This is a genomic window from Streptomyces sp. BBFR51 (assembly GCF_044591655.1).
Lineage (GTDB): Bacteria > Actinomycetota > Actinomycetes > Streptomycetales > Streptomycetaceae > Streptomyces.
The window spans coordinates 515,499-537,749 of sequence record NZ_CP172448.1 but is presented as its reverse complement, the minus strand read 5'-3'; the positions used below and the strand labels follow the sequence as shown (position 1 = coordinate 537,749).

The 22,251-nt window shown below is 70.8% G+C and carries 19 protein-coding genes and 1 riboswitch; of the genes, 6 read left to right on the top strand and 13 right to left on the bottom strand.

The window, feature by feature from the left end:
- Positions 1-140: 140 nt before the first annotated feature.
- A riboswitch (cobalamin riboswitch) is annotated at positions 141-364 on the bottom strand.
- Between the two features lie 74 nt (positions 365-438).
- Positions 439-879: a hypothetical protein gene (locus ACGH7X_RS02460; protein ID WP_399881095.1), complete on the bottom strand. Its 441-nt coding sequence runs from the start codon at positions 877-879 to the stop codon at positions 439-441.
- Positions 880-1,057: 178 nt separating this feature from the next.
- Between ACGH7X_RS02460 and ACGH7X_RS02455 the strand changes: the two genes are divergently transcribed.
- Positions 1,058-1,987: a GNAT family N-acetyltransferase gene (locus tag ACGH7X_RS02455; protein WP_399881093.1), complete on the top strand. Its 930-nt coding sequence runs from the start codon at positions 1,058-1,060 to the stop codon at positions 1,985-1,987.
- Between the two features lie 127 nt (positions 1,988-2,114).
- Here ACGH7X_RS02455 and ACGH7X_RS02450 read toward each other — a convergent pair whose 3' ends face one another.
- The 3 genes from ACGH7X_RS02450 to ACGH7X_RS02440 all read right to left on the bottom strand — a co-directional run bounded on the left by ACGH7X_RS02450 (position 2,115) and on the right by ACGH7X_RS02440 (position 5,185).
- Entirely contained in the window at positions 2,115-2,765 is a 651-nt protein-coding gene (locus tag ACGH7X_RS02450) for a GntR family transcriptional regulator (RefSeq protein ID WP_399881091.1), read from the bottom strand.
- Between the two features lie 126 nt (positions 2,766-2,891).
- Positions 2,892-3,617 carry an aspartate/glutamate racemase family protein gene (locus tag ACGH7X_RS02445; protein WP_399881089.1) on the bottom strand — a complete coding sequence of 242 codons (726 nt, stop codon included), beginning with the start codon at positions 3,615-3,617 and terminating at the stop codon, positions 2,892-2,894.
- An 80-nt stretch (positions 3,618-3,697) separates the two neighbouring features.
- On the bottom strand, positions 3,698-5,185 hold the full coding sequence (locus ACGH7X_RS02440) for an NCS1 family nucleobase:cation symporter-1 (RefSeq protein WP_399881087.1): 1,488 nt from the start codon (positions 5,183-5,185) through the stop codon (positions 3,698-3,700).
- A 195-nt stretch (positions 5,186-5,380) separates the two neighbouring features.
- Here ACGH7X_RS02440 and ACGH7X_RS02435 point away from each other — a divergent pair, with 195 nt between their 5' ends.
- Positions 5,381-6,883 carry a family 43 glycosylhydrolase gene (locus ACGH7X_RS02435; RefSeq protein ID WP_399881085.1) on the top strand — a complete coding sequence of 501 codons (1,503 nt, stop codon included), beginning with the start codon at positions 5,381-5,383 and terminating at the stop codon, positions 6,881-6,883.
- Between the two features lie 28 nt (positions 6,884-6,911).
- Here the strand turns inward: ACGH7X_RS02435 and ACGH7X_RS02430 are convergent, their stop codons facing one another.
- Positions 6,912-7,967: a LacI family DNA-binding transcriptional regulator gene (locus ACGH7X_RS02430; RefSeq protein WP_399881083.1), complete on the bottom strand. Its 1,056-nt coding sequence runs from the start codon at positions 7,965-7,967 to the stop codon at positions 6,912-6,914.
- A gap of 267 nt (positions 7,968-8,234) precedes the next feature.
- Here ACGH7X_RS02430 and ACGH7X_RS02425 point away from each other — a divergent pair, with 267 nt between their 5' ends.
- The 4 genes from ACGH7X_RS02425 to ACGH7X_RS02410 all read left to right on the top strand — a co-directional run bounded on the left by ACGH7X_RS02425 (position 8,235) and on the right by ACGH7X_RS02410 (position 13,391).
- Entirely contained in the window at positions 8,235-9,608 is a 1,374-nt protein-coding gene (locus ACGH7X_RS02425; RefSeq protein WP_399881081.1) for an extracellular solute-binding protein, read from the top strand.
- A gap of 21 nt (positions 9,609-9,629) precedes the next feature.
- Positions 9,630-10,583 carry a carbohydrate ABC transporter permease gene (locus tag ACGH7X_RS02420; RefSeq protein ID WP_399881079.1) on the top strand — a complete coding sequence of 318 codons (954 nt, stop codon included), beginning with the start codon at positions 9,630-9,632 and terminating at the stop codon, positions 10,581-10,583.
- A gap of 2 nt (positions 10,584-10,585) precedes the next feature.
- Positions 10,586-11,485, top strand: coding sequence for a carbohydrate ABC transporter permease (locus ACGH7X_RS02415; protein WP_399881077.1), 900 nt, complete (start codon positions 10,586-10,588; stop codon positions 11,483-11,485).
- A 79-nt stretch (positions 11,486-11,564) separates the two neighbouring features.
- Complete coding sequence (locus ACGH7X_RS02410; RefSeq protein WP_399881075.1) at positions 11,565-13,391, top strand: glycoside hydrolase family 2 protein; 1,827 nt, start codon at positions 11,565-11,567, stop codon at positions 13,389-13,391.
- Between the two features lie 51 nt (positions 13,392-13,442).
- Here the strand turns inward: ACGH7X_RS02410 and ACGH7X_RS02405 are convergent, their stop codons facing one another.
- The 8 genes from ACGH7X_RS02405 to ACGH7X_RS02370 form a co-directional block, all read right to left on the bottom strand.
- On the bottom strand, positions 13,443-14,381 hold the full coding sequence (locus tag ACGH7X_RS02405) for a TauD/TfdA dioxygenase family protein (RefSeq protein WP_399881073.1): 939 nt from the start codon (positions 14,379-14,381) through the stop codon (positions 13,443-13,445).
- 310 nt (positions 14,382-14,691) lie between these two features.
- The gene (locus ACGH7X_RS02400) at positions 14,692-15,525 is read right to left on the bottom strand and encodes a class II glutamine amidotransferase (protein WP_399881071.1); all 834 of its coding nucleotides are present in this window, start codon (positions 15,523-15,525) and stop codon (positions 14,692-14,694) included.
- 29 nt (positions 15,526-15,554) lie between these two features.
- Positions 15,555-17,033 carry a glutamate--cysteine ligase gene (locus ACGH7X_RS02395; RefSeq protein WP_399881069.1) on the bottom strand — a complete coding sequence of 493 codons (1,479 nt, stop codon included), beginning with the start codon at positions 17,031-17,033 and terminating at the stop codon, positions 15,555-15,557.
- A 156-nt stretch (positions 17,034-17,189) separates the two neighbouring features.
- Positions 17,190-17,687: a peptidylprolyl isomerase gene (locus tag ACGH7X_RS02390; protein WP_399881067.1), complete on the bottom strand. Its 498-nt coding sequence runs from the start codon at positions 17,685-17,687 to the stop codon at positions 17,190-17,192.
- A 49-nt stretch (positions 17,688-17,736) separates the two neighbouring features.
- On the bottom strand, positions 17,737-18,735 hold the full coding sequence (gap, locus tag ACGH7X_RS02385) for a type I glyceraldehyde-3-phosphate dehydrogenase (RefSeq protein ID WP_399881065.1): 999 nt from the start codon (positions 18,733-18,735) through the stop codon (positions 17,737-17,739).
- Positions 18,736-18,872: 137 nt separating this feature from the next.
- Positions 18,873-19,829, bottom strand: coding sequence for a GlxA family transcriptional regulator (locus ACGH7X_RS02380; protein WP_399881063.1), 957 nt, complete (start codon positions 19,827-19,829; stop codon positions 18,873-18,875).
- Between the two features lie 29 nt (positions 19,830-19,858).
- Positions 19,859-20,731 carry an SGNH/GDSL hydrolase family protein gene (locus ACGH7X_RS02375; protein ID WP_399881061.1) on the bottom strand — a complete coding sequence of 291 codons (873 nt, stop codon included), beginning with the start codon at positions 20,729-20,731 and terminating at the stop codon, positions 19,859-19,861.
- Positions 20,732-20,846: 115 nt separating this feature from the next.
- A complete protein-coding gene (locus ACGH7X_RS02370; protein WP_399881059.1) occupies positions 20,847-22,205 on the bottom strand; it encodes an MFS transporter in 1,359 nt (452 codons plus the stop codon).
- Positions 22,206-22,251 lie beyond the last annotated feature (46 nt).

Genomic DNA, 22,251 nt, shown 5'->3' with positions numbered 1-22,251 from the left:
ATCCCTGAGATCCCGGGGACGGGACGAGGCAGCGAAGGGTGGCGGACCGGGCGGTGGAAACGCGCGTGGCACGGCGCGTCGTCCGCCTGGTGTGTTCGCCGACCCGCCCTCGAGGTCACCGGGATGTCCGCGCACGAGTGGCTCGCGCACGGGCAGTTGGCAGGTCTTCGGACTCGCGGGCCCGTCCCTGTCGTCCAGGACGCCTACTGGCCGTCGCTTCCCAGGTCCTTGTCGCCGGACCCAGTGCGTATGACGGCGGTCGTTCCCACTCACCGCTGCGGGGCAGTCCCGGATTCCCACCGGGTTCCCTCTTGCGACGCGTCCCGCCTGGCGGACGGGGCGAACCAGCTGCACCACCCACCCTACCGGGACCGGGCGCGGGAGGGGCCGGTCGTGTCCGGCACGTGGACGGCGAGGTGAAGCACGCCGCCCCGCGTCCTACTGCTGGGCCGGGTGCGCGCGATCCTGGTCCGGGGTGCCGGAGCGGCGACGGCAGTCCGCGTCGTGCCGTGTGCCGAGGGACGTCCACCACCGCTCGCAGCAGTCGTCGCCCAGGAGGACGCGGGCGGCGGCGGGGCGGGTGCACTCCGGGCCGTGCACGGCGCCGTCGGAGTGCCGCCAGAACGCGCAGCACGGCTCGAGACCGGTCCCGAGCGGCTGCCGCAGCCGGGGGCGGGCCAGGCGCTCGGCGCGCTGTGCCCGTACGAGACTTCGCCGGTGCAACGCGCTCTCACGGGCGGCACACCAGGCGAACACCGCGGCGGCGTACAGGCCGGGCGCGGCGAGCCAGGGATGGTGGGTGGCCGCGTATCCGGCGGCAACGACAAGGAGCGCGGCGGCGGCACGGCACGCGCGGGCGGTGCGCAGGCTCGGCGTCACAGGGGGACTCCCGTGGGTCGGCGGGGGAGAGGGGCTCGGGTCATCATCCGTATGCCCCCTGTTCGCCGTCCTACGTCCCCCGGTCGCCCCCTCCGGAGCCGCCGACCGGGTCCGGCCCCGCCGGCGCCCGGCGGAAAACCCGTTGCGGGCACCCGCCGCCGCCCCCGACCCTTTCCTCATGTCTCCCGCCGACCTGCGGCCGGCCACACTCGCCGACGCCCCCGCCATCACCGGACTCCTCAACGAGATAGACCGGATCGAGATCGGCAGGCCCGAGACCGACCAGCACACCGTCGAAGCCGACCTGAAGCATCAGCAGACCGACCTGACGCGGGACTCGTGGCTCGCCTTCGACGACGGCCGGCTGGTGGCCTACGGGCTGCTGTGGGACGAGTCCGGCGGGGAGCGCGTCGACATCGACCACTACGTGCTGCCCGACCACCAGCGGACCGGTCTGCGCGTGCTGGCGGCCATGGAGACCCGCGCCCTGGCCAAGGCACGGGCGAACGGCGCGGAGCGCGCCGTGGTCCACCTGCACCTCAACACCCGGCCCACGACCGACACCGCACTCCTCGAGGAGCGCGGCTGGAAGATCGTCCGGTGCCACCACGTACTGCACCGCGCGGTGGACCCGGCGGCCGACCTCCCGCCCCGGGCCCCGGCCGGTGTCCGGGTGCGGGCCTGCACCACCGAGGCGGACCGCGTCCGCGTGCACGAGCTGTACCAGCGGTCGTTCGCGCGGCACTTCGACTTCCAGCCGCGCGAGTACCGGCTGTGGCTGGACGACATCGACGCCGCGGGTCTCGACTGGTCCCTGGTGTGGATCGCCGCCACCGACGACCTGGGGGACGCCGCGTTCCTGCTGGCCCGGGACGACCGCGAGGCCATGGGCTGGATCCGCGGCATCGGCGTGGTGCGCGAGGCCCGCGGCCGGGGCCTGGGCGGGTTCCTCCTGCGCCACGCCTTCGCGCAGTTCGCCGCCCGGGGCCGGGACACGGTGGGCCTCGGTGTCGACACCGCGAACGCGACGGGCGCCCCGCGGCTGTACGGCCGCAACGGCATGACGGTGCACTTCGCGGTCGACACCTGGGAAGCCGTGCTCGCCTGACGGCGCCCGGGCCCGGCGCGGTGCCTTCCGGGCGGGGACCGCGGTCCCTCAGAGCACCATCGCGATCGCCACCGTCACCGCACCGAGCAGCGCGACGTACGTCCAGGAGTCACCTGGAGCGGCCCCGCTAGGAGCGCTCCCTCGCATGGTGGCCCAGGGCCGCGCTGCGGCTCGTCGCCAGGTGATGGAGGACCAGCGTCTGGACGCGGTCCACGTCGCGGGCCGCGATGGCCTGGTAGAGGGCGTCGTGTTCGAGGGCGACGGCCAGCAGGTCGTCGTGCTGGCCCATGAGCCAGCGCAGCCGGCTGCGCAGGACCCGCTCGAGTTCGTTGAGCAGCTCGTTGGCGGCCAGCGAGATGACCGTCTGGTGGAAGTCTGCGGCCGCCCGGCGGGCGCGTACCGGGTCGTCCGCGCGGGCCGCCTCGAGTTCGGCGTCCACCGTCGCGCGGAGCCGGTCGAGGCCCTCCCGCGTGTGCCGTTGGGCGGCGAGCCGGAACCCCAGGGTCTCCAGGCCCGAACGGACCTCGTCCAGGTCGGCGATGTCGCTCGTGGTGAACTCCCGCACGACCGCCCAGGTCCGTGGTCTCGGCGTCACCAGACCCTCGGACACCAGCGTCCTGAGGGCCTCCCGGACGGGGAGCCGGCTCACCCCGAGGGACTCTGCCAGCTCCCGTTCGACCAGTCGGCTGCCCGGGCCCCGCACCCCGTCGATGATGTCGTCCCGCAACCGCCGCGTGACCCGCTCGGACTCGGGCGTGAAGCCCTCTGACGCAGCCATCGCCGTCCTTCGTCGTCGTCCCGTTCCGAGTCACGCCGACCGCGCCGTGCACAGCGGTGGTCGGGCGGCCCGTCAGAATACCCCGCGGCCTGCGGCGGGCCGCGGTGCGGGAGGCGCGCGCAGGGATCAGCCGGTGCGGGGAGGCCAGTTGACGATCCGCTTGGGGCGCGGACGGGCGTAGGTGCGCACCTTGGACGTGGACAGGCCCAGCCGGACCAGGGACTCCGCGACAGTCACCGCGGCGGCGACCCCGTCGACCACGGGCACGCCGGTGCGCTCCACGACGCGTTCGGCGAGCCCCGCCATGCCTCCGCAGCCCAGGCAGATCACCTCGGCCCGGTCGTCCTCGACCGCGCGGGCGGCCTGCTCGGTGATGGCGTCCACGGCGGCCTGCTCGTCCCGCTCCAGCTCGAGTACGGCGAGCCCGCTGGCCCGCACCGAGGCGCACCTGGCGCTGAGCCCGGCCACCTCCAGCCGCTCCTCGATGAGGGGGACCGTACGGTCGAGGGTGGTGACGACGCAGTAGCGGCGGCCCAGGAACTGCGCGGTGCTGGCCGCCGCCTCGGTGATGTCGACGACGGGCACGTCGAGCAGTTCCTGGAGTCCCTCCCTGCCGTGTTCGCCGTATCCGGCCTGGATCACCGCGTCGAAGGGCTCCGGGTGGGCACGGACGGTCTCCATGACGGCGACCGCGGCGAGGTAGCTCTCGTAGTTGCCCTCCACGGACTCCGCGCCGAAGGCCGGTGTCAGCGGGACGATCTCGGTGTCCGGCAGGGCGGCGCCGGCCGCCTGCTTGCCGATCGCGTCGGTGATGGACTGCGTGGTGTTGACGTTGACCACGAGGATGCGCATGGGTGGGCGTGGGCCTTCCGCTCGGGTGGGGGTGTTCCGCGACGGCGGCGGAGCCGGGGTGTTCCGCGACGGCGGTGGAGCTACTCCGCGGCGACGGCGATGGACTCGCCGTCCACGTCGCGCAGCGGCGAGGCACGGTCGGCGATCAGCGCGTACAGCGCGGCGGCGATGATCGCGCCGACGAACCAGGAGAACCCGGCCGCGGCGTGGAAGTAGGGGACCAGGGCGACCACGACGGCGAGCGCGGCGCTCGGGACGAAGGCGGCCACGGCCCGCGGGTTGTAGCCGCGCCGGTAGTGGTACTCCGAGCCCGCGTCCTCGGTGTAGAGCGCCGGCACGTTCACCCGTGACCTCCGCAGCAGCCAGTAGTCCGCCATGATCACGCCGAACAGGGGTCCCAGCAGCGCACCGAGCCCGCCGAGGAAGTAGTTGACGACGACCGGGCTGTTGTAGAGGTTCCAGGGCGTGATCACCAGGCCCAGGACCGCGCTCACCAGACCGGCACGGCGGAAGTCGAGCCGGTGCGGGAACAGGTCGACCAGGGCGTAGATCGGCGCGACGAAGTTGGCCAGCAGGTTCACCGCCACCGTGAGGGCGATCAGACACAGTGAGGCGACGGCCAGCAGGAACATGTTGGGGATGGTCCTGACGATGTCCGTCGGGCTGGTGATGACCTGCCCGTCGAGGGTGAACTGGGCGCCGCTGAGGACCGCCACGATGCCGGCGAAGAAGAGCATGTTCACCGGGATGCCGATCACGTTCCCGCGGACGATGGAGCCGCGGCTGCGCGCGGAGCGGGTGAAGTCGCAGAAGTTCAGTACGAAGGTCCCGTAGATCACCACCCACAGGGCGGCCGCCTGCAACACCTGGAGCCACATCGCGCCGCCGGTGAGCGGCTCGTCGATCGACACGGAGACCGAGCCGTCCGCCCGGACGAACATCCACACCGCGAGCGCGCACATCGTGAGCAGGGTGGTGGGCGCCGCGAACGCCATGTACCGGCGGATCATCTGCATTCCGTAGCTGACGATGAGTACCTGGAGGGCCCACAGCACCAGGAAGGTGATCCAGCCGAGCGTCGACTGCCCGAGCAGGGAGTTCGTGTCCAGCCGGGCCAGGCCGGGGAACATGGCCACCAGGAGGGCACTCAGTACGGCGGACGCCAGATAGGTCTGGATACCAAACCAGGCGATGGCCACGGCGCCGCGGACGCCGGCCGGAATCTTCGCTCCCCTGATGCCGAACGCGATGCGGCTCATGACCGGGAACGGGACGCCCGTCTTGTGCCCCATGAATCCGGACAGGGTCAGCAGCAGGAAGAGCAGGACCGAGGCGAGCGCGAAGGCGGCGAGGATGCCCCACACGTTCAGGCCGAGGGCGAACAGTCCGATGGCGAACGCGTAATTGCCCAGGCTGTGCACGTCGTTGGCCCAGAGGGTGAAGACGTTGTAGGCGCCCCAGCGGCGTCCCTCCCGCTTCGTCGGGGCCAGGTCGTACGTGTAGAGGCCGGAGCTGGTGGCGGCGTCGCCGGCCTGCGCGGACGAGCGGGGGTCTTCCAGGGCAGTCATACGGGACTCCTGGGATCAGGTGCGGGGGTTGGATGATTCCACAAAGCGGAAGCGGCTTTCCGGTGCACAGAACGTAGTTTTCGCCAAACCGCACCGTCAAGGGGTCTGCGGCAAATGGAATACCATTTCTGGCCTTGTTGACAGCCCGCCGGAGCCTCCCTAACCTGACGCCCCGCCATTACATCGATGTAAAAGATGCTGCGGAAAGGACCCTCCGTGCCTCCCAGCCCCTCACACCGTCCCCGGGCGCACCTCGGCCTGCTCCTCGCCGCCCTTCTCGGGCTCGTCGTGGGCCTGCTGCCCGCGTTCACCGCACCGGCCGCCGCGGCGCCGTCCGCGTCCGAACCCCGTGCCGGGGCCGCGGCGGCCGGCACGTTCCGCAACCCGCTCAACAGCGGGCCAGACCCCTTCATGACGCACTGGAAGGGCAACTACTACCTCACCACCACCCAGGGCGGCAGCATCAAGATGTGGCGCTCCCCGTCCCTGGGCACCCTGGCGACCGCGGACCCGGTCACGGTGTGGACGGACACCGACCCGTCCCGCAACCGCAACATCTGGGCCCCGGAGTTCTACCGCTTCGGCGACCGCTGGTACCTGTACTACACGGCCGACGACGGCGTCGACGACCACCACCGGCTGTACGTCCTCGAGTCGGACCGCGACGACCCGGCCGGGCCGTACCACTTCAAGGCCAAGCTCGCCCCGCCCAACCACGGAGACGACTTCGCCATCGACGCCGGCATCCTCCAGCTCGGCGGCCGCCTCTACCTCGCCTACAGCGGCATCAACCAGTACCAGCACAACGGGATCAACATCGCGCCGATGTCCAACCCGTACACCGTCTCCGGCAACGCGGTCGCCATCAACGCGGCCGGCGGATGCCCCGAGGTGCGGGAGGGGCCGGAGTTCCTGTACCGCAACGGACGGGTGTGGATGACGTACTCCACCTGCGACACCGGCAAGCCGGACTACCAGGTCTGGATGATGTCGATGCCGCAGAACGCCGACCCGCTGGTGCCGGGGAACTGGCAGCAGCACCAGGGCGCGGTCTTCTCCCGGGCCGACGACCGGGGCGTCTTCGGCCCCGGCCACCACGCCTTCTTCCAGTCGCCGGACGGCACCGAGGACTGGATCGTCTACCACGCCAAGACCACGTCGGTGAACACCTACAGCAACCGCACCACCAGGGCGCAGAAGTTCACCTGGCGGGCCGACGGCAGCCCCGACTTCGGACGCCCCCTCGCGATGGGCGCCACCCAGAACCTGCCCTCCGGCGACCCCGGTTCCGGCAACTACTGGATCAACGACGACGGGCGCTCCAGCGGTCCCGGCGGTGTCACCTACACCGGCGACTGGAACTCCGGCACGGGCTGCGCCACGCAGTGCTTCTGGAGCGACGACCACTGGAGCGACCGGGCGGGCGCCACGGCCACCTTCTCCTTCACGGGCACCAGGATCGCCCTGCTCTCCGTCAAGGACACCGGCAACGGCTATGCCGCCATCAGCGTCGACGGCGGTGCCGAGCAGCGGGTGGACTTCCACAACTCGATCCGCGTCGGTGAGGCGGTGCAGTACGTCAGCCCACGGCTCGCGAACGGCGGCCACACCCTGCGGATCCGGGTCACGGGGGAGCACAACTCCCAGTCCGGGGCGTCCTTCGTGAGCGTCGACCGCGCCGAGGTCTACACGAACTGACCCGCACCCACCGCGACCGGCCGGCGCGTCAGCGTCCCGCGTGGCCCTCCGTGCTCTCCCTCAGGACGAGCCGGTGGGCCACGATGCGGTCCTGGGGCGCCTGCACCCGCGCATCGGCGCCGTCGGGCGCGCCGTCCGGTGCCGTCGCCTCCTCGATGCGGTGCTGGAGCAGTTGGACGGCGACCTTGGCCACCGCCCCCTTGTCGGGGGCCACCGTGCTCAGCGTCGGCACGCTGAACCGCCCGCCCTCCACGTCGTCGAACCCGATGACGGCGACGTCCTCGGGCACCTTGACGCCGTGCTCGTGCAGCGCGCGCAACGCGCCCAGCGCCAGCTGGTCGTTGAGGCAGAGCAGCGCGTCGAATCGCGGGCCCTCCCGCAGCGCCCGCGCCACGGCCCGCGCGCCCTCGGGCATCCTGAACGCGTCGACCGGCACCAGGGCGGCCGGATCGTAGGCGATGCGGGCCTTCGCCAAGGCGGCCCGGAAACCGCGGGTGCGGGCCTCGGCCGTGCCCAGCCCCGGGGCGTCGTGGCCGCCGACGGCGAGGATCGACCGGCGCCCGAGGCCGATCAGATGACGGGTGGCCTCGCGCGCGGCACCCTCGTTGTCGATGGCCACATGATCGGCCCCCTCCTCCAGCAGCTCCCCGAGCAGCACGGTGGGCGGGAAGCCGGCGCGATCACGCAGGTCGTCCGCGGTCAGGGCGAGCGGACTCAGGATGATTCCGTCCACGAAGGTGGAGCCGAACCCGGCCAGCGCCGCCAGCTCGTGGGCGCGGTCCGCCCCGGACTGGTGGATCAGGACGGTCAGGGAGCGTGCCTCGGCCTCGCGGATGACATGCCGGGCCAGCTCCGCGAAGTACGGTATGTCCAGTTCCGGGACGACGAGGGCGATGATGCCGGTACGCCCCTTGCGCAGATGGCGGCCCGCCAGGTTCACCCGGTAGCCGAGTTGCTCGATGGACGCGCGCACCACCTGCCTCGTCCGGTCCGAGACATGGGCGTAGTCGTTGATGACATTGGACACCGTCTTCTCCGACACGCCCGCATGACGTGCAACGTCCTTGATCCTGGGCCGTGCCACCGAGACCTCCCCGCCTTTCACCCGACTGCCGAGTCTATGTCCCCGGGACACCACGGGCCGGGGCCCAGGTCGGCATCGCCCGGATCGCGTCGTCATCCGTGACGAACAGAGGCTCCAGCTCTTTACAGCCAATGTACATCGATGTAAAAACTAGCCACCGCACTGTTTTCAGCTGGTGCGTCCACCATCTGCCTACGCGCATTGGACGGCCTTCGAGGCCGGTCCACCGGCGTTGCGGCACAGCGTCCGGCCGTCGAAAGGTCCGCGATGAGTTCCCGTTTGCCTGCCCGGGGGGTGCCGGCCGCGTCCGATCCGGTACGCCGCCTCAGCCGCCGTCGGCTCCTGCGTCACACCTTGGCCGGAGCGGGCGCCCTGCTCGCCGCGGGCCCGCTGTCCGGCTGTGCCTCACCGGCCTCGGCCTCCGGGGCGTCCGCGCTGAGCGTCTGGGACCTGTTCCAGGGCGGCGACGGCATGCTGATGGACGACATGATCGACGCCGTGTCCAAGGGCGCCGGCGGGGCGAAGGGCTTCGACGTCGACCGCACGATCCTGGACTGGGGCCCCTCGTACTACACCAAGCTCGCCATGTCCGCCGCCGGCGGGCGGGCCTCCGACGTGGCCGCCATGCACCTGTCCCGGCTCGCCGGCTATGCCCCCGGTGGCCTGGTGGACGCCTTCGACCTGGATCTGCTCGCAGAGTTCGGCGTCACGAGCAAGGACTTCACGCCGGCGGTCTGGTCGCGGACCCAGCACGAGGGGACGGTCTACGCGATCCCGCTGGACGTCCACCCCTTCATCGTGTTCTACGACAAGAAGGCCGCCGAGAAGGCCGGGCTCCTGGGCCCCTCGGGTCAACTGGCCCCCATGGGCTCGCCCGAGGCACTGCTGGAGGCGGGCAAGGCCCTCGCCGAGGCGACCGGGGAGGCGGGCATCCTGTTCGGCCACGTCACCGACACCGCACAGAACTGGCGCCTGTTCGCCGGCCTCTACGCGCAGACCGGTGCCGAGTTCACCCTGCCGGACGGCGGCCCTCCGAAGATCGACGTCGACGCCGCCGTACGTGTGGTGACCCTCATGACGCAGCTGTTCGACGGCAGGACCAACCCCAACAACCTGGACTACAACGGCGCGCTGGCCGCCTTCACCAGCGGCCGCGGCGGCATGGCGATGCTCGGCGAGTGGGAGCTGCCGACGCTGAAGGAGTCCGGCATCGACCTGGGCGCCGCGCCCTTCCCGCAGGTCTTCGACGAGCCGGCCGTCTACACCGACAGCCACAGCCTGGTCCTTCCGCACCAGAACAGCCCCGACCCGGCCCGGCGCCGCGAGGCCCACCGGTACGTCGCCGCGATACTCAAGCAGAGCCTCACCTGGGCGAGCGCCGGCCACATCCCCGCGTACCAGCCCGTCCTCGCGAACCCGAAGTACGCGGCCCTCGACCCGCAGTCCTCCTACGCCGACGCCGCGAAGGTGGCGGTGCTCGACCCGCCCAACTGGTTCGCCGGCGCCGGTTCGAACTTCCAGAACCGGATGTGCCAGCCGCTCCAGTCGGCGCTGCTGGGCAACACCACCCCCGAGAAGGCGGTACGGCAGATGGTCCACGAGGCCGACATGCTGCTGCGGCAGCCCAACCCGGTGGCCTGACCAGCTAAAGGAGTGACCGACGTGACCACCACCGCACCCCTCGGCGCCGAGGCGCAGGCAGGCCCGCCCGCCGCCGTCCGCGCCGACGGCCGAAGCCGCGCCGGGCTGCGCAGACTGCGCATCCCCTCCGGCAACGGCTTCGTCTTCGTCGTACCGTTCCTGATCGTCTTCGGCCTCTTCATGGTGTGGCCGATCGTGCACGGTCTGTGGCTGAGCTTCACCGACAGCTCGCTGGCGCTGCGCGACACGAAGTTCGTCGGCTTCGACAACTACGCCGAAGCGCTGGGCGACCCGGACGTCTGGAGCAGCCTCGGCAACACCGTCTTCTTCACCGTCATCTCCAGCGTGCCGCTGGTGCTGGTGGCGCTCGCGATGGCGCTGCTGGTGCACAGCGGGCTCGCCGGCCAGTGGGTGTGGCGACTGGCGTTCTTCGCGCCCTACCTGCTGCCCGTGACCGTGGTGACCCTCATCTGGACCTGGCTCTACCAGCCGGAACTGGGCCTGGGCAACCAGCTCCTGGACTCACTGGGCTTCGGGCCCGTCGGCTGGCTGTCGGACGAGTCCGTCGCCATGTGGTCGGTGGCCGCCCTCACCGTGTGGTGGACGGTGGGCTTCAACTTCCTGCTCTACCTCTCGGCCCTGCAGTCCCTGCCCACGACCTTCGACGAGGCCGCGGCGCTCGACGGCGCCGGCGCGTGGCGGCGGCTGTGGTCCATCACCCTGCCGCAGCTGCGCAAGACGACGGGTCTGGTGGCCATGCTCCAGATCCTCGCGTCGCTCAAGGTGTTCGACCAGATCTACATCCTCACCAAGGGCGGACCCAACGGCTCGACCCGCCCGGTCCTGGAGTACGTCTACGACGTCGGCTTCACCGGCTACCGCCTGGGCTACGCCTCCTCGATCTCCTACCTCTTCTTCGCCGTGATCATCGTCGTCTCGCTCGTGCAGCTGCGCCTCTTCCGCCAGGAGGACTGACCGTGTCCGCAACCGCCACCACCGCCCGCACACGGCGCCGTCGACCTCGCGAGGAGTCCGGCTCCCCGCTGCTCCTCGGCCACGGCCGCACGCCCAAGATCATCGCCGGTACGGCCCTGGTCGTCCTGGCGATCGTCTGGCTGATCCCGTTCGTCTGGGCCGTCGCCACCTCGTTCCAGAGCGAGGAGGACGTCTCCACCCCCGGTCTGTCCCCGTTCAAGGGTGCCTTCACGCTGGACGGGTACCAGCAGATCCTGGAACGCGGCAACGTCTCCCTCTGGGCCTTCAACAGCTTTCTGATCGCCGGCCTGGTCACCCTGATCACGGTGGCGGTCTCCACCCTCGCGGCGTACGCCTTCTCCCGCGGGACCTTCCGCGGCCGCAAGGCCCTGCTCGCCGTCACGGTGGCCGCCATCATGATCCCGCCGCAGCTGCTGATCGTGCCGCTGTTCAAGCAGATGCAGCTGTTCAACCTGGTCGACACCTACGCGGCGGTCATCCTGCCCCAGGTCGTCGCGCCCATCATGGTGTTCATCCTCAAGAAGTTCTTCGACGGCATCCCCCGGGAGCTGGAGGAAGCGGCCCGGATCGACGGCGCCTCGGAGTTCCGGGTCTTCTGGTCGATCGTGCTGCCGCTGTCGCGGCCGATCGTCGCCGCGGTCTCGATCTTCGTCTTCATCGGGGCGTGGAACAACTTCCTGTGGCCGTTCATCGTCACCAACGACTCCGACCTGATGACCCTCCCGGTGGGCCTGGCCACCGTGAAGGACGCCTACGGCATCCAGTACGCGTCGTCCATGGCCTCGGCCCTGCTCGCCGCGCTGCCGCTGATTGTGGTCTTCCTCTTCTTCCAGCGTCGCATCGTCAACTCCGTGGCCACCACCGGCCTCGGCGGTTCCTGACCGCAACCACCCCTCGTCCCGCCCGCTGTACACCGGGCCGGCGGTCCCACGCCGGCCCACTGATCGACTGGAGCATGTGTTGCCCACCAACTCCGTACCGCGCCCGGAGTACCCGCGACCGCAGTTCACGCGTCGCGACTGGCTCAACCTGAACGGCGCCTGGCAGTTCGAGACCGACCGGGGGGACAGCGGTCTCGAGCGCGGTCTGCTCGACCGTGAGCTGCGCGACGAGATCCTCGTACCCTTCCCGCCCGAGTCCGAGCTGTCCGGCATCGGCGACACCGACTTCCTGGAGGCCGTCTGGTACCGGAAGGCCCTCACCCTGCCGGCAAAGTGGGCCGGACGCCGGGTGCTGCTGCACTTCGGCGCCGTCGACTACGACACCACCGTGTGGGCCGACGGCAGGGAGGTCGCCAGGCACCGCGGCGGCTTCACCCCCTTCACCGCCGACCTCGGCGACATCGCCGGGGCGGGCGAGGAGGTCGTCGTCACGGTCCGGGCCCGCGACCCCAAGTCCGGCCCGCAGGCGCGCGGCAAGCAGGCGATCAAGTACGCCAACCACGACTGCAACTACACCCGGGTCACCGGCATCTGGCAGACCGTCTGGCTGGAGCCCGTCCCCGAGACGCACCTGCGCCGCCCCCGGATCACCCCCGACCTGGCCGGCTCCGCCTTCCACCTCGAACTGCCGTTGTCCGGCAACCGCCCCGGCCACCGGGTGCGCGCCGTCCTCAGCGACGCCGCCGGAGAGGTCGCCACCGCCGAGGCCCGCGCCGACCTGGACCTGGCCCCGCGCCTGTACCTGCCGGTGCCGCAGGACCGGCGCCGCGAGTGGAGCACCGAGGACCCGTACCTGTACGACCTGCGCCTCGAGATCCTCGACGCGGCGGGCGAGGTCGTCGACAGCGCGGAGAGCTACGCCGGTCTGCGCGCCGTCGCCCTGCGCGGCAAGGCCGTTCTCATCAACGGCCGATCGGTCTTCCAGCGTCTCGTCCTCGACCAGGGCTGGTACCCGGACGGTCTGATGACCGCCCCGACCGACGAGGCACTGGTGCGGGACATCGAGCTGGCCATGCAGGCCGGTTTCAACGGTGCCCGGCTGCACCAGAAGGTCTTCGAGGAGCGCTTCCTCTACCACGCCGACCGCCTCGGCTACCTGGTGTGGGGCGAGTTCGGCGACTGGGGCTGCGAGGTCGGTGGTTCCTCGGGCGACAACCAGAAGCCCGACACCTCGTACGTCTCCCAGTGGATGGAGGCCGTCGAGCGCGACTACTCGCATCCGTCGATCATCGGCTGGTGCCCGCTCAACGAGACGTACCAGAAGCTGCACGACCGCATCACCCAGCTCGACGACGTGACCCGCGCGATGTTCCTGGCCACCAAGGCCGCGGACAGCAGCCGCCCGGTCGTCGACGCGTCCGGCTACGCCCACCGGGTCGCCGAGACCGACATCTACGACTCGCACAACTACGAGCAGGACCCGGTGGCCTTCAAGGAGCTGATGTCCGGACTCGCCAAGGGCGAGCCGTTCGTCAACGCCTACGAGAACGGCGCCTCCTACTCGCAGCCCTACCGCGGCCAGCCGTACTTCGTCAGCGAGTTCGGCGGCATCTGGTGGGACCCCGAGGCCGCGGCCGACCGGTCCGGCGAGGACCGCACCGAGTCCTGGGGCTACGGCGAACGGGTCCGCAACGAGGACGAGTTCCACGAGCGGTTCGCCAATCTGACCGGAGTGCTGCTGGATGACCCCGACATGTTCGGCTACTGCTACACGCAGTTGACCGACGTCTTCCAGGAGCAGAACGGCGTCTATCGCTTCGACCGCGGCGAGAAGCTCGACATCGCCCGTATCCGTGCCGCGCAGCTCAGGCCGGCCGCGATCGAGCGGGAGGACTCGGCGCGGTGACCTCGGGGGCCGGAGGCGCACCGCGTCCTCCGGCCCCGCCCGCGCGCCGGATCAGAAGGGACGGTCGCCCTCGACGGCGACCCGTTCGGCGACCCGCCGCTCGGACCCGTAGTCGCCCACGGCGTAGTGCTGCGTGGCGCGGTTGTCCCAGAAGGCGACGTCTCCGGGCCGCCAGCTGAAGCGCACCTGGTACTCGGGCACGTGCGCCTGCTGGAAGAGGAAGCGCAGCAGCCGGTCGCTCTCGTCCCGGTCCATGCCGGTGATGTGCGTCGTGAAGGACGTGTTGACGAAGAGCATGCGCCGCCCCGTCTCGGGGTGGGTGCGGACGACGGGGTGCTCCACGGGCGGGAAGAGATCCTGGTGCGGGACCAGCCGCTCGGGTCCGTAGAACCTGGCGAAGCCCGGGATGAAGTCGTGCACGGCCCGGGCGCCGTCGATGCGGTCCTTCACCTCCTGGGGCAGGTTGTCGTAGGCCGCCGCCATGTCCGCCCACATCGTGTCCCCGCCGAACGGCGGCACCTCGCGCAGCTGGAGCACCGCGCCGAGCGCGGGACGTTCACGGAAGGTGACGTCGGTGTGCCACACGTTCTCGTACGTGGGCGCGCTGCCGGCGCCCTTGTCGAAGCGGACGACGTCCTCGCGCGAACCGGCGGCGAGCAGGGGGTTGGTCTCCAGGGCGCCCCAGTTGCCCGCGAAGTCGCGCTGCTGGTCGGAGGTGAGGTGCGCGCCGCGGAAGAACAGCACCTTCCACTCCAGCAGGGCCCGGTTCAACTCCTCGCGCAGGGCGGGGGTGAGGGGACGCGTGAGGTCGGCGCCCCTGATCTCGGCGCCGATGGTGCGGGCCTGCGGGACGACCTCGAAGAGTTCGTAGGGCCGTTCCTCCGATCCCTCGGGCAGTCGGCGCAGCGTGCGCCGGCCCTCGTACATTCCGTCCCCCGGGATGCGGGCTTCGCGCAGGACGGTGCTCGGGCCGACGGCCGTGACGGACATGGGAGTCCTCCTCTTGGATGACTGTGCGCGTGAAACCCGGCCAGGGGTGGCGCGAGGGCACCGCCGGACGGCCGGGGGAAGCGAAGGTGCGAAACGAAGGTGCTACGGGTGCTCCGGGCCGTGGTCCGAAGAGAATGCCGACGGGCTACGACGCGACGGGCGCCGGGCGGTCGGTGCGAAGAAGGCCGTTAAAGGCCGGAACGCTCACAGCCGGTTCGTTCGGGCACGCGGGGACACTCCGCCGTGGTGCCGAACCGGTATGTGGTCATGGCACCGATTGTGTGATCTTTCCTCGCCCGTGTCAATGGGGTCACGGAGCGCGGGGAACGAAGGGAAGCAGGTCGTCGCCCTCCGGCTGGACGACCCCGTAGCTGCTCTCGGGCACCTTGTTCCAGACGCCGGGCAGGTCACCCAGTGGCTCCGACACGATCAGGCGGGTGTTGTCGGACGCCTCCTTCAGGAAGGGCAACCCGGGATGCAGCGCGCGCAGGCTCTCCACCCGGCTGCTGTAGTAGAGCGACCGTGACTGTGCCTGGCTGGAGTAGCGGAAGGCCCACAGCCGTCGTCCGTCGGTCACGGCAACGGTCATCTGCAGCGGAAACTCCACGCCGTGTTCGTGGCCGATCTCCTCCACCAGCCCCGCCATCCGGGCCACGGCCGCGGGAGGGTCGTCCCCCAGACCGAGCGTGAGCGCCAGGTAGAACATCAGCTCCGAGTCCGTCGATCCCTCGATGTCGAGGAAGAGCCGCGGATCGACGGCCAGGGCGAGATCCCGGCGCAGCCGGTGGAACTCGGCGATCGCGCCGTTGTGCATCCACATCCAACGGCCGTGGCGGAACGGATGGCAGTTGGTCTGCTGCACCGGGCTGCCCGTCGAGGCCCGGATGTGCCCGAAGAACAACGGCGAACGGACATGGCTCGCGATCTCCCGCAGGTTGCGGTTGCTCCAGGCGGGACCGACCTCCCGGACGATCGCGGGTGTCGTCATCTCCGGCCCGAACCAGCCGACGCCGAACCCGTCCCCGTTCGTCGTCTCGACGCCCAGGCGGGCGTGCAGACTCTGGTCGATGAGCGAGTGCTCGGGCTGGTAGAGCAGGGACTCCAGGAGTACGGGTGTCCCCGAGTAGGCGAGCCATCGGCACATTGCTCCGTCGCCTCCATGGTTCCCGGACGTCAGTCGACCGGCCAGGTGTGGACCGGGGCGTTGAGGTGCATGTAGTCCATGTACTGCCGGGTCATCCGGCGCAGGGCCTCGTGCCGGCCCGGCCGGGCGGTGGCGTCGATGTGGTGGAACATCTCCTTCTGCCACACCGCGCCGTTGCGGCCGGTGACGCACCGCTGCTCGATGATGCCGAGCAGCGGCTCCCGCCAGGCCGCGTCCATGCCGGACAGCTCCAGCCCCCGGTGTGCGAGTGGCAGCAGCCGCCGCAGGACGAGTTCGGGGACGGTCACCTCTCCCACCCCGGGCCAGTACAGCTGTGCCTCGATGCCGTGCCGGGCGGCGGTGTGCAGGTTGTCCTCGGCGACCGAGAAGGACATCCGCGACCACACCGGCCGCTCCTCCTCCACGAGGGCACGGGTGAGGCCGTAGTAGAAGGCGCCGTTGGCGAGGGTGTCGGCGACGGTGGGGCCCGCGGGCAGTACGCGGTTCTCCACGCGGACGTGCGGTTTGTCGTGGGCGACGGCGTAGACGGGCCGGTTCCAGCGGTAGATGGTGCCGTTGTGCAGGGTGAGTTCGCCCAGCTCGGGGATGTCGCCGCGGTCGAGGGTCTCGGCGGGGTTCTGGTCGTCGCACAGGGGAAGCAGCGCCGGGAAGTAGCGCACGTTCTCCTCGAAGAGGTCGAAGACGCTGTTGATCCACCGCTCCCCGAACCACACCCGGGGCCGCACCCCCTGTGCCTTGATCTCCTGCGGCCGGGTGTCGGTGGCCTGCTCGAACAGGGGGATGCGGCTCTCGTGCCAGAGTTCCTTGCCGAGCAGAAAGGGCGAGTTGGCGGCGAGCGCGACCTGGACGCCGGCGATCGCCTGGGCCGCGTTCCAGTAGTCGGGGAACTCCTCGGGGGTCACCTGGAGGTGGAACTGCGTGCTGGTGCAGGCCGCCTCCGGGGTGATCGTGTCCGCGTAGGTCCGCAGGCGGTCGACGCCGTCCACCTCGATGTGCAGGTCCTCGCCCCGGGCCGCGAACACCTGGTCGTTGAGCAGCCGGTAGCGCGGGTTCTCCGACAGCGCCGCCTCGCCCACGTCCGACTGGCGCAGCGTGGGCAGGATGCCGACCATGATCAGATGGGCTCCGACCGAAGTGGCGCGGTCCTCGGCGTGGTTCAGGGCGGCGCGGATCTCGGTCTCCCAGGCGTCCGGGCCGCCCGCCGTCAGCCGCCGGGGCGGGATGTTGATCTCCAGGTTGAACCGGCCCAGCTCGGTCGACCAGGCGGGGTCCGCGATCGCCTCGAGCGCGTCGCTGTTGCGCATCGCCGGTTCGGCCCCGTCGTCGACCAGGTTCAGCTCGATCTCGAGGCCCACCTGGGGCCGCTCGGTCTCGAACCGGGACTCGCGCAGCATCTGCGCGAAGGCCTCGAGGCACTCCTGCATCTTGATCCGGTACCGGCGGCGGTCCTCGCGGGTGAAGACCAGCGCCGGGACGTCCCGTCCCATCGGTCCTCCCGGGGTTTCCTTCCTCGGACGCTCCTCCACCCCAGCGTCGCACCACCGGGCACACCCCACCAGGCGGGACGGAACGGAACGGGGGCCCACCGCGCCGCGCGCGGTGGGCCCCCACAGGTTCGGACGCCGGTGCGGCCGAGCAGGCCGTCAGAGCTTGCCGGACTCCCGTACGGTGATCTTCGCGGAGGTGCGGCCCGACGGGGAGGAGCCGTAGCCCTCGATCCGGTCCACCACGTCCGTGCCCTCGACGACCTTGCCGAAGACGACGTGCTTGCCGTCCAGCCACGGGGTGGGGACGGTGGTGACGAAGAACTGCGAGCCGTTGGTGTTGCGACCCGCGTTCGCCATGGAGAGGAGGTACGGCTCGGTGTGCTTCAGCTGGAAGTTCTCGTCCGCGAACTTCTCGCCGTAGATGCTCTTGCCACCGGTGCCGTTGCCCTCGGTGAAGTCACCGCCCTGGAGCATGAACTGCGGGATCACGCGGTGGAACGGGGATCCGGCGTAGCCGAAGCCGTGCTCGCCGGTGGACAGCTCGAGGAAGTTCTTGGCCGTCTTGGGGGTGACGTCCTCGAAGAGTTCGAAGACGATGCGGCCCGCATCCTGGCCGTCGATGTCGATGTCGAAGTAAACCTTGGAATTGCTCATCGCACCATTGTGACGTGCCGGCCCCCGTGATGCCGAACCGGCTGCCCCTTCAGCGTGTGGCGAGCAGCCCGAGGGTGTCGATCACGCGGTTGGAGAAGCCCCACTCGTTGTCGTACCAGGCGACCACCTTGACGTGCCGGCCGTCGACGCGGGTCAGGGCCGAGTCGAAGATCGACGAGGCCGGGTTGCCCGTGATGTCGGAGGAGACCAGCGGGTCCTCGGAGTACTCCAGCACGCCGGCCAGCGGTCCCTCGGCGGCGGCGCGGTAGGCCGCCAGCACGTCCTCGCGCGTCACGTCCCGGGCCACGGTCGTGTTCAGTTCGACGATCGAACCCACTGGGACCGGCACGCGGATCGAGTCGCCCGACAGCTTGCCGTCCAGGCCCGGCAGCACGAGGCCGATCGCCTTGGCGGCGCCCGTCGTGGTCGGCACGATGTTCACCCCGGCGGCGCGGGCGCGGCGCGGGTCGCGGTGCGGGCCGTCCTGGAGGTTCTGCTCCTGCGTGTAGGCGTGCACCGTCGTCATGAAACCGTGCTCGATGCCGGCCAGCTCGTCCAGCACCGAGGCGAGCGGCGCGAGGGCGTTGGTGGTGCAGGACGCGTTGGAGACGACGGTGTGCGCGGCCGGGTCGTAGGCGTCGGTGTTCACGCCGTACGCGAGCGTCACGTCGGCGCCGCTCGACGGCGCGCTGACCAGCACCTTGCGCGCGCCCGCGGTGAGGTGGGCGCGGGCGGCGTCGGCCGAGGTGAAGCGGCCGGTCGCCTCCAGCACGAGGTCGACGCCGAGCTCCGCCCAGGGCAGCCGAGCCGGGTCGCGCTCGGCGAGCACCTTGATGCGGTGCCCGTCGACGACGAGGGTGTCCCCGTCGACGGTCACCGGGCGGCCGAGCCGGCCGGCCGTCGAGTCGAAGGCGAGCAGCCGGGCCAGGGTGGCGGGCTCCGTGAGGTCGTTGACGGCGACGACCTCGAGCTTGGTGTCGCGTTCGAGCAGCGCGCGCAGCACGTTGCGCCCGATGCGGCCGAAACCGTTGATGCCGATGCGAGTCATGAGTGGTGTGTCCCTTCGTTCGCCACCAGGTCCTTCACCACCAGGCTCGCGCGCGCCGTCCGCGCGTGGCAGCGGCGTGAGTGCCACGGTTCGCAAGGATCACGCCACACTCCGCGGCAGGTCCCGAGCCCGCGGGACTACTCGCCCTGGGCGAAGGTGCGCCGGTACTCGCTGGGGGTGGTGCCGAGGATGCGCTGGAAGTGCAGCCGCAGGTTCGCGCCGGTGCCCAGACCGACGTCGGCGGCGATCTGCTCGATGCCGCGCTCGGAGCGTTCGAGCAGCTCACGGGCCATGTCGATACGGGCCCGCATGATCCACTGCATCGGCGTGTACCCGGTGTCGTCGACGAAGCGCCGGGAGAGGGTGCGCGCCGACACCGCCGCGTGCCGGGCCAGTGCCTCCAGGGTGAGCGGCTCGCCGAGCCGGCGCAGCGCCCACTCGCGGGTGGCGGCGAACCGCTCACCCAGCGGCTCGGGCACGCTGCGCGGCACGTACTGGGCCTGACCGCCACTGCGGTAGGGGGCCGCGACGAGGCGGCGGGCCGCGTGGTTGGACGCGGACACCCCGAGGTCGCCGCGCAGGATGTGCAGGCACAGGTCGATGCCCGAGGCGGCGCCCGCGGACGTCAGGACGCTGCCCTCGTCCACGAACAGCACGTTCTCGTCGACCCGCACGAGCGGATGCTTCGCCGCGAGCGCCCGCGTGTAGTGCCAGTGCGTGGTGGCCCGTCTGCCGTCGAGCAGGCCCGTGGCGGCGAGCGCGAACGCGCCCGTGGAGATGGCGGCGAGCCGGGCGCCCCCGTCGTGGGCCGCCGTCAGCGCGTCGACGACGGCTCGGGGAGGGTCGTCGACGTCGGGGGACCGGTAACCGGGGAGGAAGACCACGTCGGCCCACGTCAGCGCGGCCAGGCCGTGGGCGACGTGGTACGACAGGCCGTCACCGCCGGTCACCAGCCCGGGCGCCGCCCCGCACACCCGTACCTCGTACGGCATGCTCGCGCGCGTCGTGAACACCTGCGCCGGGATCCCGACGTCGAGCGGCTTCGCGCCTTCGAGGACGAGGACGGCGACGCGGCGCAGGCGGGAGGACGGCACGGGGAAAGCGTACGCGGCGGTCACGCGGGTCAGCTCAGGCCGAGGACGCTCATGGTGTGCTCGGCCATGCGCCGTTCGCCGAGGGCGTTGGGGTGGACCGGGACGAGGCTCTGCCCGAACAGGAGCGGCTCGATCCATCGGGTGCCGGGGGCCTCGCAGGCGTCGTGACCGTCGGACACCCGGGAGAAGTCCACATAGGTGGCACCGGTCTCCTCGGCGGCCCGTTCGACGACGGCGTTGAGGTGTGCCTGGACGGCCCGCAGGTAGGGCACGTCACCGGCGGCGACCGGCAGCTTCGCGAAGCAGGACGGGTCGGCGGTGGCCGGGGTGATCCACGGGTAGCCGAGGGCCGCCACCCTGGCGCCCGGTGCCTCGGCGCGGACGGCGAGCAGCGCGGCCTTGAGCGCGGGATAGGTGTTGGCGTCGATCTGGTCGTCGAAGGACGTGCCGTGTCGGTCCTTGCAGGGGCTGCCCTTCCCGCCGCTGAGGACACCCGCCGTGCCGCAGGCCGTAATGGCGTTGATGAAGGTGCTGTTGTCGTTGCCGCCGATGGTGAGCGTGACCAGGTCCGTGCCGGCGTCGAGCGCCTCCACCTGTGGGGCGACGCCCGGGTACTGGGCCTGCGTGAAGTGGGCGGTCTGCGCGGCGCCGCAGGTGACGTCCTTGAGGTGGGCGCCCGTCGAGGCGGCGATGACGTGGGGGTAGTTCGCCGTCGAGCGCAGGCAGAGCAGGTTGGTGGGGTCGACGGGCAGGACGCCCGAGCCCGCGCTGTAGCTGTCGCCCAGGGCGACGTAGTCGAGCACCGGGGTGGCGTGGGCCGTGGCGTCGGTGACGCCGAGGGCGAGCGTGCCGACGGCGGCGGCTGTCGCGGTCATGACACGGCGAAGGGCATGCTTCGGCATGTGCGCTCTCTTCTCGGGGAGGAGGGGCCGGCAGCGGGGGTTACTGAACGGTTCTACTTTTAAGTAAGGTGCAGGGCTGTTGACTCGAAGTCAACGCTGCCGACCGAACTCGTCGTCAGGAGCGGCCCGCCGCCTCGGGCGCCGGAGCCGGAGCGGGAACGACCGGTCGCGTACGGGGTCCGAAGACACTCAGGGCGATTGCGCCGACCAGCCAGGTGCCGGCGATGAAGTAGAAGACGCTCCGGTAGCCGTGGGCGTTGTAGAGGGCCGCCACGATCAGCGGTCCCGCCGCGTTCGACAGACGGCCCAGGCCGTAGGACACGCTCGTGCCGAGCGAACGACCGCGCGTGTCGAACAGTTCGGGCGAGTAGGCGTAGCCCAGAGCCGTGTAGCCGCGCTCGAAGAGGTTCACCAGGAAGCCGAACACGATGATGAGCACGGGGTTGAACGTCAGGCCGTACAGGAGCCCGCACAGCGCGATCAGCGTGCCGAAGGCGGCCAGGCACCACTTGCGTTCGAACCGGTCGGTCACCAGGGCCGCCAGATAGGAACCGAGGGGCGCGCCCACGGTGGTCAGCGCCACGTAGAAGACGGACTTCTCCACGCTGAAGCCCTCCTTGGCCAGCAGCGTCGGCGCCCAGCTCGAATAGCCGAAGAAGCCGATGGTCTGGGTGACCCACAGGACGGTGAGCAGCAGTGTGGGGAGCAGGTACTTGCGCTGGAGCAGCAGCCGCAGCGGCGCCTTGGCCACCGGCTCCTCCTCGACCGGGGGCGCCGGCTCGGGCAACGGCCCGTGCTCGGCGGCCACCCGTGCCTCGATCTCGCGCAGCACCGCGTCCGCGCTCGCGTGGTCGCCCCGGCTCTCGTGCCAGCGGGGCGACTCCTTGAGATGCCGCGTGAACAGGACGAGCAGGATGCCGAGGGAACCCCAGAGGTAGACCAGGCGCCAGGTCCAGTCGGCGAGCGGCACGACTCCGCTGGCGATCAGGTTGGTGACCGGGGTGCCGCAGATGCCGACGACGATGGCGTACGCCTGGTACTTGCCGCGGACGGCGGACGGGTACATCTCGTTGACGTAGATGACCGCGACGACGGTCATCGCCGCGAGGCCCGCCGAGGTCAGCACCCGGAACACGGTCAGCGACACGAGGTCCCAGGAGAACGCCGAGGCGAAGGAGAACACGCCGAAGAACAGCGTCGTCAGCAGCAGTGTGCGCTTGCGGCCCAGACGGTCGGCCACGGTTCCGGCGACGATCGAGCCGAGGAACATGCCGACGAACGAGAGCGAGGTGACGTAGGCGACCTGGTCGACCGTGATGCCCCACAGGTCGACGAGTCTCGGGGCGGTGGTGGCGAAGGTGTTGATGTCCGCGAACTCGAAGAAGTACGCGAACGACACGGCGAGCAGGGTGACCTTGTGGAACCGGGCGATCGGCAGCCGGTCCAGCCGGTTCAGCGCGTTGGCCTGTTGCATGGTGGGTCCTAGTCGGTGGGGCGGGGAACGGGGGCGGGGGCGGCGG